Source organism: Corynebacterium glutamicum ATCC 13032 (assembly GCF_000011325.1).
GTDB lineage: Bacteria > Actinomycetota > Actinomycetes > Mycobacteriales > Mycobacteriaceae > Corynebacterium > Corynebacterium glutamicum.
Genome location: NC_003450.3, coordinates 741,039 through 757,517 on the forward strand (window position 1 = coordinate 741,039; position 16,479 = coordinate 757,517).

The following is a 16,479-nucleotide window of genomic DNA, read 5'->3' on the forward strand; positions in this document are numbered from 1 at the left end:
GGGGCGAAGGGCAGAGGGACCTATCCCTTGGGAGGATGGGTCCAATGCGACAGTCCCTTCGCCAGTACTAACTGGATCAGGTTCGACGGGTGTAATCTCAGCGAAAGCTTTTTTAAAGTGCTTTTGCACCCCGTGTCACTAGTAGCCGAGGGTATCAGTTTGTGAGCGCGTGTGGGGCGAGTTGGTACAGAAGAGCAATTCAGGCCGACACCACAAACTCCGATCTAACAAAGATTTGCGCTGCCAACTATGGCAGTTTTGGATCCTAGATACCATGCTTGTAAAAGTACTGCAAATGGATACTGGACTGTCGTAACGGTATACCATAGAAACAATCTGTAATCCTCTAAGGAGCGCGATGAAAGATTCGTCTAAGTTTGCGACAAAAAATTATTCTGCTCGACTGTTCTTATTGCTTTATGTCTTAACGGTCGTAGTCGGGTGGATATTTGCCCTTGGGAATCCCTATTCAGTAGTAACCGCTTTTTCAATTTTTGTTGGAGTTGGTTTTGCTGTAGCTGCAGTTGCTTGTGCCCTAACAAGAAGAGCTCCCTTGTGGCTTTTGGGGTTCTTAGGTGGTGTAGGAATCGTTCTTGTCTTGATGGGAATCTATTTCAGGGTAACTCAGCCTGATGGAATCCTAACTGGATATTTGATACCGATTGGTTTTGGATTTTTTCTCGCAGAAGCAGCTGTGGCAATAGAGCGTTATTGGCATCGTCGTCACTAAGCACTGCGTTCTTAAAGGAAGAGCTTTCTGCCCAAAACTCTACAAATTAAGCCCCTTTAATCGTCTCCAGGGTGATCTCGGTGAATTGTCCAACCTCGCGGACATTTACGGTGCGGAGACGATTACTTTCGATCCGGCGGGGCATCGCTGGCTGCCCTTCATCGAGAAACACTGGCGCCATGGTCAAGATGATCCGATCGAGTGCACCCGCATCAAAGAATTGACCCGCCAGATCGCCACCACCGACGATCCAAATATCAGTGTTCTCTGGACTCTCTTCCAGTATGGCGGGGAGAACATCGGCGACATCTCCATTTACTACCTTGACAGGTTTTCCTTCCGGGGTTTCCAAGTTCCTGCTGCTGAACACCCACGTGGGGCGATCGCCATACACATCGGTCCACTTGTGGGGATCGCTGATGAAATCTAGGTCCTTGAGCAGCCATTCATAGGTGGTGGATCCCATTACGATGGTGCCGGCTTTTGAAAGGAAATTACCGAAGTCTTCAGAGGCACCGTCGCTGCCGGGGACGTCGAAAAGCCATTGCAGGGAGTTGTCTTTGTCTGCGATGAAGCCGTTGAGCGTGCTCGATGTGTTGTAGATGATCGCCATCACACGATGCTACCTACGATGGGGATCATGGGAATTAAACGTTTGGACAACGTGGCGATTGTGGTGGAATCGTTGGATGAAGCAGTCGGTTTCTTTGAGAAATTAGGGATGTCCCTAGATGGCCGAACAATGGTCCAAGGGGATTTTGCTGATCGGACCGTTGGTCTCAGCGGAATTCGATCTGAGATCGCGGTGCTGAAAACTCCGGATGGACATTCTCGGGTGGAGCTTACTCAATATCTACAACCGGAACCGATTGCAACCGCTCCATCTGCACCTAACCAGATTGGGATGCACCGTTTGATGTTTGCGGTGGATGATATTGAGGAAACGATCGAACATATCGGTGCGGAACCACTAGATGGGATCGCAAATTACGAGGACACCTACCGATTGTGTTATCTGCGCGGGCCATCTGGAATTATCGTGGCGTTGGCGCAGGAACTTTAATTAGGGCGGCGCTTTCGCCAAGCCCTCCATACTGACACTGTGGCGATTACTAAAACGAGCGCGAGAAGAGCTGGCCACACGGCAGGTTCGGGGCGTAACACGTTGATGACTGCCTGGATGACGGCGAGGAATGAGAAAAATCCCAGGAATCCAAGCAGCGCTTCGGGTTGAAGCCCTTTGCGTTGCGATTCGGATTGGTCCTGGGATTTATCAGCACTCATGAGTATCTAGTCTAGGCTTTCACGCCACCTGCGGTGAGTCCGGAGACGATGCGGCGTTGGAAGATGAGAACCATGATGATCAGTGGGATGGTCACCAAAGCTCCCGCTGCCATGACAGAGGCGTAGGGGTATTCGAAGGAGCTTGGTCCGGTGAACCTTGCGATCGCAACGGTCACTGGCTCTGTGGAGGTGTTGGATAGTTGGCGGGCCAGCATGAATTCGTTCCACGTTGCAATGAATGCGAGGATCGCGGTGGTAAATAGTGCGGGCGCTGCTAGAGGAAGCAGGATCATGCGGAAGGCTTGGCCACGTGTGGCGCCGTCGACACGTGCTGATTCTTCGAGTTCCCAGGGCAGTTGCCTGAAGAAGGATACGAGCGTGTAGATCGTCAGAGGTAGCGCGAAGGAAATGTTCGGGATAATCAGCGCTTGGTAGGTGCCGATCCAGTTGAGGTCACCGAAGAGCTGGAACAGCGGAGTGACCAGGGCGATGCCGGGGAACATGGAGGCTGCCAAGATGATGCCGGTGACAATGCCTTTGCCCGGGAATTCCAGTCGGGCTAGAGCGTAGGCGGTGAACACTCCCACGAGAACAGCGATCGCTGTTGTGGTGACGCTGATGACCAGTGAGTTGCCAATGGCTGCGAGGAAGTTGTTGCCTTTGTCGGTGGCCAGTGCGTCCCGGAAGTTATCCAAGGTGACGTGCGTTGGCCATGGGGTGGTGTCAAAGGTGTGCTTGGAATCGCGCAGTGCGGTGATAACCATCCAGTAGAAGGGAGCTAGTCCCCAGAAGAGGATGAACACCACTCCGGCGTAGTTGAGGATGAGTCCTTTTGTTCGTTTAGTCATGGCTTAGCGGCTTCCTTCACAGCAGAATCGGCCTTTACAACAGCATCCTTAGCGGTGGGTTTCTCATCCTTGGTTCCGCCCAGTTTCTTTTTCTTTATTCCGCGTTGGCCCGAAACATCTGCGCCGAGGAATCGGATCATGATGAACGCCACGAAGAAGATCAGCAGGAAGATCAGTGTGGAAAGGGCGGAAGCGGAGTTGAAGTTGTTTTGGCGCATGTCTTCCACAACCAGCTGGGAGATAACAGCGGTGGGGGAGTTGGAGGAGCTGGAGATCATGATGACGGGGAGGTCATACATGCGTAGCGCATCGAGGGTGCGGAAGAGTACTGCCACCATCAAAGCTGGGCGCACCAGCGGGAGGGTGATCTTGGTGAATTGCTGCCACGCGGTTGCGCCATCGACGCGGGCTGCTTCGTAGGTTTCCTTCGGGATCATTTGCAGACCGGCGAGGATCAGCAGTGCCATGAATGGTGTGGTTTTCCAGACGTCGGCAAGAATGACGGCGGCTCTAGCTGCCCACGGATCGGTGGTCCAACTGACACTAAGTCCAAACATGGAGTTGATGATGCCTTGTGGTGCGAAGATGAACTGCCACAGTTTTGCGGTGACGGCGGTGGGGATTGCCCAAGGGATAAGAATCGCTGCGCGAACAAGTGCGCGGCCACGGAATTCTTTGTTCATGATCAGTGCCATGGCGGTGCCGAGGATAGTTTCCAAGCCGACGGTAACCACGGTGAAGAACAACGTGATGCGTAGTGCTGGCCAGAAGTCGGTGGCTAGTGTGCCGGGTGGGCAGGTACGGATGGTGCCGTCTGAACCCATGCATCGTTGGGTGAGCCAGTAGAGGTAATTGTCTAGTCCTGCGAAGCCACCGTCGGTGAAGAGTCCGGTGGTGGGGTCGAGGCCTTTGTCGGCCTGGAAGGATAGCCAAATTGCTCGGACGATGGGATATCCGATCACCACTGCAAGGACCACGAGGGCGGGGGCGATCAGCCAGGCAGCGCTTCTGGCCTGTTTGAATGTGGCCATGTGTCGTCGCTCCTTTTGTCAGGTCAAAATAAGTTGATTGTCAGTTCTGTGAAACTGCACATTCTTGTTACATGGATCATAATCCGCCACACATCGTGATGGACACATTGCCTATTGCTTATAAAACCCGTCGCGGAGGTTCACTCCGTATTCCAGCCACGCTTTTAGTGCGGACAGCATGCCAGTCCATCCCATCTGGCTGCCCAGAGCCTCTTGGGCTCCTGCGGGAGTGAGCGGCCAACTGCCTTCGGTGATGGTGAGTTTCGTGCGGGTGAAATTTCTAAAAGGTTCGAACTCGAAGTTGACGGAACGCAGCTCATTTGCTTGTCCCCAGCGGAGTTCAATGTGTTCAGCCTGTGTAGCTGAGACAACTTGGACCGGAAACGCACCGGGAAAATCAACGAAGTCCCAATAGACAGTCGATCCGGTTTCGAGGCGGCCAGATACTCCGCCGGTGGCGAAGTAGCGTTCTAGTTGTCTGGGATCTGCGATTGCTTCGTAGACCTGCACGGGGCAGCGGGAGATGTAGCCAAATGTGGAAACTTGAAGATCTTTGCCGGAAGCCATCCGGACTCCTTTCACACAAGTTCAATTACACCCAACAATAGGACAAAACTCCGGCCACCTTTGTGGAAATCCGCTAAGGATTTCAGGGAAGGTGGCCGGAGAATGAACTAAATTACCGAACTAGCTGGAAGCGTTTTCGATCGCTGCCTTCATATCGGTGGTTGCCTGGTCAACGTCGACGTTGCCGTTAAGCGCTGCGTAGGCGTTGTCCTGGATTGCCTTGGAGATGGCTGGGTAGAAAGGAGACACTGGGCGTGGTGCTGCGTTTTCCAGGGATTCCTTCAGTGCTGGCAGGTATGGGTACTGCTCAACAAGGGACTCATCATCGTAGATGGATGCCAGAACTGGTGGGAAGGAGTTGTCCGCGAACCAGGTTTGGTTCTCTTCGTTGATGATGAATTCGATGAAGTCGCGGGCGGTTGCCTTGTTTTCGGAGTTGACGTTGATGCCGTTGTTGTAGCCACCAAGGGTGGATACGCCGACGCCGTCTTTACCTACGAGGGGCTGTACTTCGAATTTGCCTGCGGTTGCTTCGGCTTCTTCGGAGTTGGTGTACATGTATGGCCAGTTAATGGCGTAGGCGGTTTGGCCTTCGGTGAATGCGAGGTTGGTTTCTTCTTCGGTCGCTGCAAGGGATGCCTTGGAGATGGTGCCGTCGTCGAAGCCGTCGACAAGCGCTTGAAGGCCTGCCTTGGCGTCGTCGCTGTCTACGGTGACGTTGCCGTCATCGTCTAGGACGCTGCCTCCCCAACCTTCGATGAAGCCGATGGTGTTCACTGAAAGGCCTTCGTACTGCTTGAGCTGAGTGGTCAGGCAATCAACGCCTGCTTCTTCAGCAAGCGTGCAGGATTCCACGAGGTCAGCCCAGTTTGCTGGTGCTTCTGGGATGATTTCGGTGTTGCGGAACAGTAGCTGGCCGTTGGTGTTCTGTGGCAGTGCGTAGAGGGTGCCGTTGTAGGTTGCGGAATCCACGGTGGATTGCAGCAGTCCGGAGGTGTCTACCTCGAGGTCGCCTTCAAGTGGTGCGAGCCATTGGTTTGCCGCGAAGTCTGCGGTCCAGATGACGTCGAGCGCCATGACGTCGTAGTCAGAGTTGCCGGCCTGCAGGGATTGCACGAGGGTTTCGCGCTGCGCGTCGGCTTCACCGGCGAGTTCGTTGAGCGTTACCTGCTCATCGGGGTGGGCTTCGTTCCAGCGGTCGATGATCGGAATGACTTTGTCGGTGTCGTTTTTGCCCATCGCAAAGGTGATGGGGCCGCGGCTGTCTGCGCCTTCGCTAGCGGTGGAATCTGTGGAGTCGGAGCTTGAGTCTGAACTACAACCGGCCAGTGCGATCGCTGCCAACAGTGTGGTGGCTGCAAGTGACGCGCCGGTCTTGCGGGAAATCGAGGACATAGGAAGTCACCTTTCTTAACAACAGATGCTTATCAATCTAATGACCTCGAACACGTTTGTGTGGAATTTTAGGTTAAATCACCCCCGGAGGGTCAAAAATAAAGATGCTTTTCGACGCCTCCCCACGTCCGAAACTAAGCGATACGCTCGCCCGACTCCAGATCGAAATGATGCGCCTGCGCCGCATCATAGGAAAAAGTCACAGGCGTGCCAGGGGCTGGCACGGGGCCTTCCACCCAACGGGCCACCAGGCGGTGGCCCTCCCAAGTGGCATAAACATACGATTCGGAGCCAAGCTCCTCGACGATATCCACCACAGCATCAATGCTTGTGAAACCCTCAGGGGTCTCATTGACCAGCATCTTCTCCGGGCGCACACCCATCTTGTGCCCGTTGGCAGGGAAGAGGTTCATGGACGGCGAGCCGATGAAGCCCGCAACGAATTCGTTGACCGGGGCGTCGTAAAGCTCCCTGGGCGGTGCGACCTGCTGCAGCAACCCGTCCTTGAGCACCGCAACCCGATCGCCCATCGTCATTGCCTCAACCTGATCGTGGGTGACATACACCGTGGTGGTGCCCAGGCGACGCTGCAAAGCAGCGACCTCCGCGCGGGTTTGCACGCGCAATTTCGCATCCAGGTTGGACAGCGGCTCATCCATGAGGAACACCTTCGGATCACGCACCAACGCGCGACCCATCGCCACACGCTGACGCTGACCACCCGATAAATCCTTAGGCTTGCGATCCAAAAACTCCGTCAACCCAAGAATTTCCGCAGCCTCATTGACCTTCGCATCGATCTGCGCCTGCGGCAGCTTAGCCAACTTCAGCGCAAAACCCATATTCTTCGCCACCGTCATGTGAGGGTACAGAGCATAATTCTGGAACACCATCGCGATATCGCGATCCGCCGGCTCCTGACCAGTGACATCCTTGCCATCAATTTTGATCACACCCGACTCCACGCCCTCAAGCCCCGCCAAAGCACGCAGCGTAGTGGATTTACCACAACCCGAAGGGCCGACGAGCACCAAAAACTCGCCATCAGCGATATCTAAATCAAGCTCATGAACTGTTGCGCGCTCCGCGCCGGGGTACCGGATTGTGACCTTGTCGAATGTGACCGTTGCCATGTTCTACTAAATTACCAGCACCAGTACACATTGTGGGTTTAGCGGGTCTAAATTGGGACCGCTGTTCAAGGTCAGGAGCAGAACGCATGGCTACTGCCAAAGTTCGCGATCGGTGGCAACAACTCTTTTGGGGCGGCATCAAGCTCAAAGGACTCAACGGCTTATTTGAGCTCATCGGCGGAGTGCTCCTCCTTCTTGTCGATCCCGAAAGCCTTCACCACTGGACCGTTCTGCTCACCCAAAACGAACTGAATGAAGATCCCGACAATGGCATCGCCACGTTCCTTGGGCACAGCAGTGAATCACTCACCAGCCACGCTACGTTGTTCAGCGCTAGATATCTACTGACGCACGGCCTTGCGAAAGTGGTACTCCTGGTCGCAGTCCTGAAAACAAACTGTGGGCATACCCGTGGATGATTGCTGCTGGCTTTCATCGCGTATCAGCTGTACCAAATCGCACTTCACGCCAGCGCCGGAATGATCGCGCCGACAATTTTCCACAGTATCGGTGTAACTCGGGAAAAACTCCACCACGTATGGATCTGCAATGTCGACGGCGTAGTTGGTGTCTCCTGTTTGATTCGTATTGATATTGAGAATCTGATCCATCACCAGCTCAACGGGAGCACCAGAACGATCACGTTTTCTCGTGGTTGTTCATCTACGCTTTCACTGCTCCATGAGACAAGCGATGCGCCAAGGGCAAGAGTTGCTCCGATTAAGGCTAAAGTGCGTCGTGTATTTATGCGTCCAATTCGAATTTTATTGGGGTTGGGATCTTCGCGATGATACTGAAAGCACCCCAGCCTTAGTCGGTCCCACAGCTGCTTTTAGCTGTGGGTAGCTGGTGTTATCTACTCAGATTTTGGCATCGCAACCGCCATATGGTGAAGCAAGTCCAATGCAATATCGCGCCTTAAATCGAGATGGAAACGCTGGTTAGAAAATGATCGCAAACAGGCATAACACGAAGTATCGATGCCACAAGAACAGGTTTCGACCCTTCTAATTGCCGCTTCGAGTACTTGAGGGAAGTTTTCTCGAACTTTTCGGGTAATACCAGCTCCACCAGGAACAGTATCGAACAACACCATCGTTGGCCTGTTGTCGTGTTTCGCCATGGTGCCGTTTAGATCATCACGATTGATTTCTAAACATTCAGCAGCTGCCTCGATGATGGCGTACATTCCAGAGCGCCACCCTTCGAAGTCAAGATTTGTATAAGAAGGAACGGCAACTGTCGCGATGTCAGTTTGGTAGGTGTGACCCAAAGAGTGGGGTTCTAAGTAGTAGGTGCCACACTGCTGCTTAGTTCTGGGGTTTCGATGGCTTTTAGGGATTTCGGCGCCATTGGGAGTGCCGAATCCGCATGTTTGGCAATACCAAAATCCATTCTTGTTAGGACCTGTTTCAAGCGCTCCCATCTCCGTCCGACTCCAAGAAGAAGTAAGTACTTGCGCAGTTGCTGTCCCATCTGAATTTGAGAACTCTTCACTGTCATCTTTGACACCGAACTGCTTTACAAATTCAAGTCGATTAGAGGATCGGACCGGGGGAGCAGTGCCCACTTCAGTTGGATTTGGGTCTGCAACGAAACCAAAACGAGGGATAAGGAACTTGTTCTCTTTACCCAGCGATATTGGTGCAGAGCACTGAGAACAGACATCTTCAGATGTAAATCCAAAACGAGAGGTTTCAGTATGTTTACACTCAGTACACGTTGTCCAATAAAAAGTTTCCACCTTTTTACCGGCTAGGTGTCGAATGCCAGCGGATTTCCACAATTTTCCGCCTGCTACTAACTCCGCACCAGGAGCATAGTCGGTAATCGCTAGCTGAAGATCTCGTGACAAGCTCACCTTATTTCCAGCTTCACTGAAGTTTGTTTGAAGATCTACTGTATCGACAGGGAAGCTGTACTTGGGCAGCATGTTCTTCTTGGCCAAGTATCCCAAAAGATCTTGGTCCATCAGAGTTGTGATTGTGCGTTTGAAGGCATCTGCCTTTTTGCCTTGTTCACTGCCCAGCGCTCGCCCTTGCATCTTTTTAAGCGTTTGGAAATCTTCGGAGATCTCCTGACGAGTTGTATCGAAAATTTCAAGGAATTGTTTAACCCAACCTTGATTTTCAATATCCAGATCCTCATGCAGGGACTCAGGGAATACGCGACGGAGGGCTTCAGTGATGTAATTAGGAACAGGGGAGAGAAACTCTTCGAGGATCTCCGTTGCCTCTTGCTCTGCGACAGCAGGCCTAAGGTATGGAGCTGCATCAGTGCCAAGGAAGAACTCTCCGGCCTTTTTCCAGAACCGATTTTGGGCAGCCTGCTCTCGGAAAAATGCGGCGAGAGCGATTGAATAGGTGTGACGACGGGCGATTCGGGCATTGTTAATGTGCAAAAATGGCACTGTCATTTCGCCATCAATCATCTGGGTTGGGTTCTTAAATACAGCCAAGTCATGAGAAGATCGCTTAGCAAAGGTAAGCACAAAAGCTGCTGAACCTGATCGGCGTCCCGCACGTCCCGCACGTTGCACATAGTTAGCCGTACGTGGCGGTACGTTGCGCATCATTACTGACTGCAGATCACCAACGTCAACTCCAAGCTCAAACGTAGTAGAACAGCTTAGGACATTGATTTTTCCTTCGATGAATTCTTTCTGAACCTCTGCAGCCTCCGTTGGCGTCCATTGAGCAGTGTGCTCTTTGGCTGAAAGCGGAAGAATTTCAAGCGATGTTGCCAACTTCCGATAATGATTGTTGGCATACTCCGGTAAAGAAGTATCGATTTCTTTTAGCTTGCCTTTACAGAACCCATGTGGACACAGCCCGAGAACATTAAATGGCGTTGTATTTCTACAAGTGTCACATTCATACCAGGAATGTTGTTTTCCAGGGCTTACTTGCAGTGAGTTGTAGTTAAGTGTGTAGCCTTCGGCCTTTTCGCCTGGGACCTTCAAAATTTCGGAATTAGTGTAGTCATTCCATAGGTGATGGAGAAGCGTCGTAATATTTTCACCTTCGTCACCTGCTTGTCCGATGCGGTTCAAGACTTTTGTAATGAAGTCCTTGCGATTGTTGGTTCCTCGTTGCGGAATCCATGAGTAGAGGCGTCGTGTTGATTTTCTTCCACCATCTTTGGTGAAAAAGTGCTGCCCACGACGAGGGCCAAAGCGTTCATCCTCAAGATTGACGTAGTCAGGGCAATTGATTGCGCCCTTGTGACGGAATTCTTGAGCGAAGAGATTAAAAAAGGCGTCGGCGGCATCCGGATCCCCAAACATCTCGCCAAGTGGTTTTCTGAAACTGAGTTGCGACAAAGCCTCAGGGGTCAGTTCAATTTTGGCTAGTCCAAGCCCTTCAGTCGAACTACGTCGGACTGTCGAAGCAAGATCTGCGAATACCCAGTTACCTGTCTGTTCTAGTGTTTCGCGTGGGTTCAAGTTGTTAGCGAGGACTCGATTGTTTTTCGCCACTTCACTTGCGCGGGAAATCCATCGTTCAATGGATGCGCCTTCAGTAAATTCTTCATCCCGCAGGGTCTCAATGAGGATTCTTCGCTCTAGCAACCTGGTGTAACTTGCTTGCAAATATGGTGCTGCGTAAGCGGCAGCCTGGCGGGAGTCAGAAAACGTGAGTAGTTTGCGTCCAGCACCGATCTTGCGTGATGTATCTTGATCAGCTGATTCTGGCAACAGTTGGAACAATGATGTGGTGAGGACAGAAGGTGCAGCATTTGAATCGGTTCGGAGTCGTCGAATCAGGTTCTTTTCTCGGCCACCGCATCGAGTGCATGTTAATTGGCTACCATTCCGGGGTTCCAAGATCTTTACATCAATAAACTGGTCATGATGTGATGAGCATCCGGAGCAGAGAAGAGAGTTCTTTCCGTTTAGTTTTCCGCAGGCCGTACATAATTTTTGTAGCTCAAGGACTTTGACGTTCTCGTCAGCATCAGTTTCTAGGTCATCTTCGTCGATGTCTGCTGTTTCGAAATCATCGGTGAGGACTACCCATTTGAGCTGTTGTTCGTCGAAATTTGAGGAATTCTCTGGAGGCACAAGGAAACCAGAATCATTATGGGCGCTGATATGAACGGTTCCACATTTGATGCAAGCACCCATTTCATACATTGGTCGAGCTGTGTCGCCTAATGTCACTTGCCGGTCCAAGGACACGATTGGCTTTCCTTGCTCTGTATACCCAAGAAAAGCGCCTTCAACTGCGCGGACAAACATGTGATAACGCGCGGACAGAGCTGGTACTCCATCATGGGATAGAACGCCACTGCCTAAATTCACCAGCATATGTGTGCGGTGCATTGATGCTTTATCAGTAACATTTGGCCAAAGACCCTTGCCGATGTCTTCAACTCGAGTGCTTGATTGCTGGGATAGTTCGCGGAGTTTTACGATGTGTTCTTCTTTGGAGAGCTCTTCGTATTGATCTCCACCGCGCTCTTGTAGTGCTTGGAAAAGACCATCACTTTCTAAAGGCTGGTCAAAGAGCTCATCTGGTAGGGACCACGTAAAGGTTTTTGGTAGTTTTCTCCGATGCGCGGATACCAAATCCTGGCGCGAGGGATCTTCGTTGACAAACTCAAAAGGTTCACCAAAGAGGTCTTGTCCAAAGGTCATGATGGCTTCTTTAGTTCCTTCCAAAGAAGCACTTGTAGCGATGCACTGGAGGGGATTTCCTCGTTGGACACGATCTTTCAGGCGCCTCATCAGCATGCCGACTTCAGTGCCTTGTGCTCCGGCGTAGACATGAGCTTCATCAAGAACAAGGAACTTCCAATTATTGGAATATGCATCATCGAAGAATGCGTTGTCTGCAGGACGAAGCAGGAGGTATTCCAACATTGCGTAGTTGGTGAGCAAGATATGAGGTGGATTTTCCTGCATCTCATCACGGCTAATTAGCTCATTAGGTAGAGGGGTCGCATTTCGCCCATTAATCAGTTTGAAGTATTTCTCGGCTTCTTCACGGGTCTGTTTGGTATCTCCGGTGTATCGACCAAAAGTAATTTCCGGGGTGTCTGCCAATAATTCGCGGAGACGTTTCTCCTGATCATTTGCAAGAGCATTCATAGGGTAAAGAAGCAATGCTCTGACACCAGGATTTAACTCACCGGCTTGTTGTTGGCGGAGCAGTTGGTCAAAGATCGGGATGAGGAAAGACTCTGTTTTTCCAGATCCTGTACCGGTTGAAACGATTAAGTTTCGGCCACTAGCGATTTTTCGCAGAGCGTCTTCCTGATGCTGATAAAGCGGGCGATCTTTGGGTAGTGCGGCATCGAGACGTGAGAAGTTTGGAGAAAGGACTCCCTCATCAATTAATTGAGCAGGGGACTTACCTGGTGCATAAGGCGGAGTCAGCTGCAAAATTGGTCCGTAGACAAGGTTTTCGGACTCATCAATCTCTCGGTTGAATTCTGCCGCAATTGTCTTATTACTGGGGCTAATAAGTGTTTTCAGGTAGCGGCGGTAGTCGCGGCTGATTTGTTCTGCTGCTTCGACTGGATCAATATTTCGAGTGACTTCAGTCTTGGCATTGACTTTCTCTACCTCAATTGCCGAGAGCGTAATAGTTGTTTCAGTTTCGGTTGCTAGTGGGGAAAAGAAGTCTGAAAAGCTCTTTTTAGGTGCGTTGGACATAGTGATCCTTAAATTGCAGTTGGGATTATATTGTTGTTGTTTATTGCGCTGAGCACTTTCGCTTCGGCACTCACCAGGTCAAATCCTGTGAGACGAGGAATCAGCCGAGCAGCGTTTGCCCAATCGTGCCGTGAGTAATTGATCTGAGCGATCGGACGTATTACTTCATGAGCGATCATTCGGTTAAGCAAGCTGTAAATGAATGACACATATGGTGCATAAAGCCAGTTTTCAGCGTTGCCGCGACGGTGTTCCGACGCAAGAGTAGACAGCTCACGTGCAGTGACCTTGATGCGATCATCACCTAAGTGATCGATGAGGTACTCGTATTTCTCGGCGAAATCGAAGAGCGTTGGGAGCTGGCCGAGATCATTGAGCTCTCGGCGGTTTTCCAACCATTCAAGCTGAGCTCGTAGGCGTGAGTCTGCTGAAATAAACTCGGCGCTGAACTGATCGGCGCCCAGCCCATTGCGCATAGCTTCCAAGCCTGAATTACGAATCACATTAATCTCAGTGGCTTGTGGTGCGCATTTTTGAGCAAGAGACAATCCCTCTGAATTTCCTTTTAGGATATTCCACAATTCACTGCCTCCTATCTCACGGATGTAGCTCTGCGAATTTCGGCGTTCGATGGCTCGTTCTTCTGTTTCATAGCCTTGTATCTGCAGAATTCTGAGGTCGTTCATTTCCTGGATCAGGCCGATCCAGGGAACGCGATGGATATCTCCGGCTGTGTCGTCAACTTCGAAAGAAAGCTCAGCTAATCCGGATCGGATGAATGATTCAAAGTGGGAATTAGACGGAATTGAGCTCTTATCCAATTCATCTAATGCCACCCGAGGATCACTGGTGAGATAGGTACTGGTGGCATCGTCAAAATCTTGAATCGATTTCACATGAAGGTTTTCACGCTGCGCTAAGACATGGCGCATATTGAATCGGGCGTCCCACACTGTGCGGATTTCTTGTGGGAGTAAGACCTTCCCACTTCGTGGAGCGAACATCCATCGGTGTGTGAGGAAAGGATCAAATTGAGGGTCCAATTCAAATGAGGGATCATTTGCAACCACGGCTTTAACTGAGGGAACTTTTGGCTGCCATTGGGAGAGAAACTCTTTTTCTCTCACTTCCACGATTAAAGGGCCAACGACGAAGTGGGTGTCTGGAAGTGAGCCTGAGGTTCCTTGGAAATCGACTTTGATTGGTGGATCAAGCGGGTTGAGCGCAGACCATGCCCAGCCTTCCAGTCTCTTAGAAGTGTGCCGACCAAGTTCCAACTCCACGGTAGAAAGCTTAATTTCAGCCGCAGCTAGTAGGGGCTTTTTCTCAATTGTTGCAATGTGGGAACTTGCTTGAGGTTGAGGACGAGCACTCTTAAGCGCTGCATTGGAGATTTTTCCAGTTCGCTTAGCTTCGCTAATGATCTTCTCTCGGTGCTGGTCTTTACTTTCAGCGAACCACTCCGCGATCAAAAGGAATTGGGCATCATCATCCATGAGTTCCTTGATGCGATCCATAGGGATAGACCACACTTTGCTTGAACCAATTTTGCTTAAGTATTTAGGCTCACTGGACTCAGGTTTCTTGTATGCCACCATTTTAATGATTTTCAAGTTTGGATCATAGACTTCATTAGGGAATCTGATCTGGAGGTTTCCATCGGCAAAGTCATTGAAATCTAGTGTCGTCTTTGTGCTTTCCCACTTTGTTTGGCTGTGTGTGACAGGTACTTGGTAGTGAAGTTGCGGAGGCGTGATGAAAACGTCGAGGTTGTAGTCCTCAGGGAAATCACCGCTTGCGATGTTAAACGCTTTTTGAGAGGTGAATGCATCAAGCCCGATGATCTCATCTGGGAACCTGATGTGCTTTTCAGAATTGGAACTAAAACGGGCGAAAGTCTTTGTTAAGCCAGTTTGTCCCTGATTGATGCTGGGGTACCTAAATCGATTTTCAGGTCCGCCTCCGCTGAATGTTAGGGAAAGATCGAGGCCTTCCGCGAGATTGAATTTGCGGGTTTCATAGACTTTTTCATCCTTGAGCAGAGTTACTAAAAATTGCCCGACCCAAGGGTCGTCGGATTCTTCGAAGAGGTCTAGTTCGTATCCGAAGTTTTCAGGTTCGACTGGGTAATCTTCCATTTCGATGAGGCTGCCATCTGGAAGAATCTGTGAATACTGAATTACCCAGTTTGATCCAGAGGTGGGGAATTCGATGCGGGGACTCGTGTGGAAAACGGGCTCATGATCGAGACCTTGAAGATTCTCGATCGTGAGATCCTCAGTAATCCATTGAACATCAACTTTGCGTCGAACTGGGAGTTCTTTTCTGAAGCCACCGTGGGAGACTGTGATCGATTCAGCTCGTTTGAGTGGGATCGAACGAATGACCCACTTGTTCCATCCGGACAAGGGACCCAAGTCTTGATAGTTGAAAGTCTTGGAAGCTCGCATACGTGCACGAATGATTGCTGCAGCTGGGACTATAGCTGTGACAGCGTTGCCACTGAGCATTTCTTGGTTTGCATATGGCTGACCGTTGTTCTTAAAGAACATAATGGGATTCTTGTGGCCAAATCCTTCAATCAGAATTAGGGATTTCTCTGTTGGAGTGATGACTCTCAAGCTGGAGAGCGGTTTGTCTAAAGGCAAACGGTATTCGGCGAAACCTCCGTAGGACCAGTCCTGTTCGGGACGAACTTTAATGGAGTTTCCGTCATAAATCACTGTCCATTCTGGTGCTGGAATCTGAAGTGCTGCAGTTTTAGAGATCGCTGGGAAAACAAGACTGAGTTCAAAACTCTGTGGATCCAGATAGAGATGCGGAGGTTCCAGGTTTTCCAGGCTTGCTGGTGCTGCTTTCGTCTTTTCGGCAATTTGTTCAGCTTCGCCGCTCAGACACTCCAGAAGAAATTTGAAAGACAATTCCGGCAGCCCATGAGTACCTACGAAGGCTTCTACTTCATTGAGGTCTTTGAGGTCGCGGTACCAATTGGTTAGTTCATAGACTCTGGCGATGAAGTCGACGGAACGCGCAGGGATGTGGGTGACTAATTGCTTGAGCGACTCCGTGGTTAATAGGTTGTCCCCGGAGGAGAAGACACTCTTCGCATATGATGCAAAGTCCTCACCAGAATCCCATCCTTGGTTTTCTGCTCGAGTGTGATCGATAAATTTGACCAAGGCGAGCATGTCTTTTGCAGAAAGGCCACTGTGAAGTTGGATGAGTCCGACATATTCGCGTCGATTGAGGTCAGCGAGAGAAAAAGTTTCTAGGCCATTTTTGCGGATGCTATTAACTAGTTCTTTACGGATCGCGTCGTATACATGCTCTGGAACTGACACCTGAGTGCGTTTCCAGAACGCAGGCCAGAAACCTTCTTGAGCATCGAGCATGGCGGTTCCAGAAAGCGCTGCCAGGAAGACGAGTGGATATTCTATAAACAGATCTTTAAGAATCGCTGGCTTGGATTGATTTCCGCCAACTGCTTCCACCAAGATTGCAATGATCGTTTCGTATTCTTCAACGGTCAGCTGAAAATCCAGCGCAAGGAGTGGGGTAGGGCGCGTGATTTTCTTTCCATCATTGCCAATACCACTGATGCGAGCTTGCAATTTGGCGTTTGTAAACCGCAGTTGATCATTGAGAGTTTTGAGATCTTGAAGATCGTCAGCGAAACTGCGCTCTTGTTTGAGTCGGCGAGAGATAGTCACGGAATGAGGCCTTTGAACGGAAGAATCGGATCAAATAATTAAGTTTCTCGTTACTGTAGCGACTCTGGTGGACACGAGATATGCGAATGGGAACAATTGTGTGACATATCGCTTAGAAATTC

The 16,479-nt window shown here is 50.6% G+C and carries 12 protein-coding genes and 1 riboswitch; of the genes, 3 read left to right on the plus strand and 9 right to left on the minus strand.

The genetic code is table 11. The features are described 5' to 3' along the window. Positions 1-35 precede the first annotated feature (35 nt). Positions 36-143, minus strand: a riboswitch (TPP riboswitch). A 215-nt stretch (positions 144-358) separates the two neighbouring features. Then, positions 359-730: a hypothetical protein gene (locus tag CGL_RS03595; RefSeq protein WP_003863600.1), complete on the plus strand. Its 372-nt coding sequence runs from the start codon at positions 359-361 to the stop codon at positions 728-730. A gap of 46 nt (positions 731-776) precedes the next feature. On the opposite strand, the gene CGL_RS03600 is transcribed toward CGL_RS03595, so the two are convergent. After that, on the minus strand, positions 777-1,343 hold the full coding sequence (locus CGL_RS03600) for a dihydrofolate reductase family protein (RefSeq protein ID WP_011013844.1): 567 nt from the start codon (positions 1,341-1,343) through the stop codon (positions 777-779). Positions 1,344-1,370: 27 nt separating this feature from the next. Between CGL_RS03600 and CGL_RS03605 the strand changes: the two genes are divergently transcribed. Further along, positions 1,371-1,793 carry a VOC family protein gene (locus CGL_RS03605; protein ID WP_011013845.1) on the plus strand — a complete coding sequence of 141 codons (423 nt, stop codon included), beginning with the start codon at positions 1,371-1,373 and terminating at the stop codon, positions 1,791-1,793. Here the strand turns inward: CGL_RS03605 and CGL_RS03610 are convergent. The 6 genes from CGL_RS03610 to CGL_RS03635 form a co-directional block, all read right to left on the minus strand. Then, positions 1,790-2,014 carry a hypothetical protein gene (locus CGL_RS03610; RefSeq protein WP_011013846.1) on the minus strand — a complete coding sequence of 75 codons (225 nt, stop codon included), beginning with the start codon at positions 2,012-2,014 and terminating at the stop codon, positions 1,790-1,792. The two genes, CGL_RS03605 and CGL_RS03610, sit on opposite strands and share 4 nt — an antisense overlap. A gap of 11 nt (positions 2,015-2,025) precedes the next feature. Then, positions 2,026-2,862: a carbohydrate ABC transporter permease gene (locus CGL_RS03615; protein WP_011013847.1), complete on the minus strand. Its 837-nt coding sequence runs from the start codon at positions 2,860-2,862 to the stop codon at positions 2,026-2,028. After that, complete coding sequence (locus CGL_RS03620) at positions 2,859-3,893, minus strand: carbohydrate ABC transporter permease (protein ID WP_011013848.1); 1,035 nt, start codon at positions 3,891-3,893, stop codon at positions 2,859-2,861. Before CGL_RS03620 ends, CGL_RS03615 begins: the two co-directional genes overlap by 4 nt. A gap of 111 nt (positions 3,894-4,004) precedes the next feature. Then, positions 4,005-4,460, minus strand: coding sequence for an SRPBCC family protein (locus tag CGL_RS03625; protein WP_011013849.1), 456 nt, complete (start codon positions 4,458-4,460; stop codon positions 4,005-4,007). Between the two features lie 120 nt (positions 4,461-4,580). Next, positions 4,581-5,855 (minus strand): ABC transporter substrate-binding protein, encoded by a 1,275-nt coding sequence (locus CGL_RS03630; RefSeq protein WP_011013850.1) that lies wholly within the window; start codon positions 5,853-5,855, stop codon positions 4,581-4,583. Positions 5,856-5,989: 134 nt separating this feature from the next. Further along, a complete protein-coding gene (locus tag CGL_RS03635; RefSeq protein WP_011013851.1) occupies positions 5,990-6,988 on the minus strand; it encodes an ABC transporter ATP-binding protein in 999 nt (332 codons plus the stop codon). An 86-nt stretch (positions 6,989-7,074) separates the two neighbouring features. Here CGL_RS03635 and CGL_RS03640 point away from each other — a divergent pair, with 86 nt between their 5' ends. Next, the gene (locus tag CGL_RS03640) at positions 7,075-7,407 is read left to right on the plus strand and encodes a DUF2127 domain-containing protein (protein WP_011265612.1); all 333 of its coding nucleotides are present in this window, start codon (positions 7,075-7,077) and stop codon (positions 7,405-7,407) included. A 437-nt stretch (positions 7,408-7,844) separates the two neighbouring features. Here the strand turns inward: CGL_RS03640 and CGL_RS03645 are convergent, their stop codons facing one another. Together CGL_RS03645 and CGL_RS03650 are read right to left on the minus strand one after the other, a co-directional pair. Next, on the minus strand, positions 7,845-12,647 hold the full coding sequence (locus tag CGL_RS03645) for a DEAD/DEAH box helicase (RefSeq protein WP_011013853.1): 4,803 nt from the start codon (positions 12,645-12,647) through the stop codon (positions 7,845-7,847). An 8-nt stretch (positions 12,648-12,655) separates the two neighbouring features. Then, entirely contained in the window at positions 12,656-16,357 is a 3,702-nt protein-coding gene (locus tag CGL_RS03650) for a hypothetical protein (protein ID WP_011013854.1), read from the minus strand. Between the last annotated feature and the right edge of the window lie 122 nt (positions 16,358-16,479).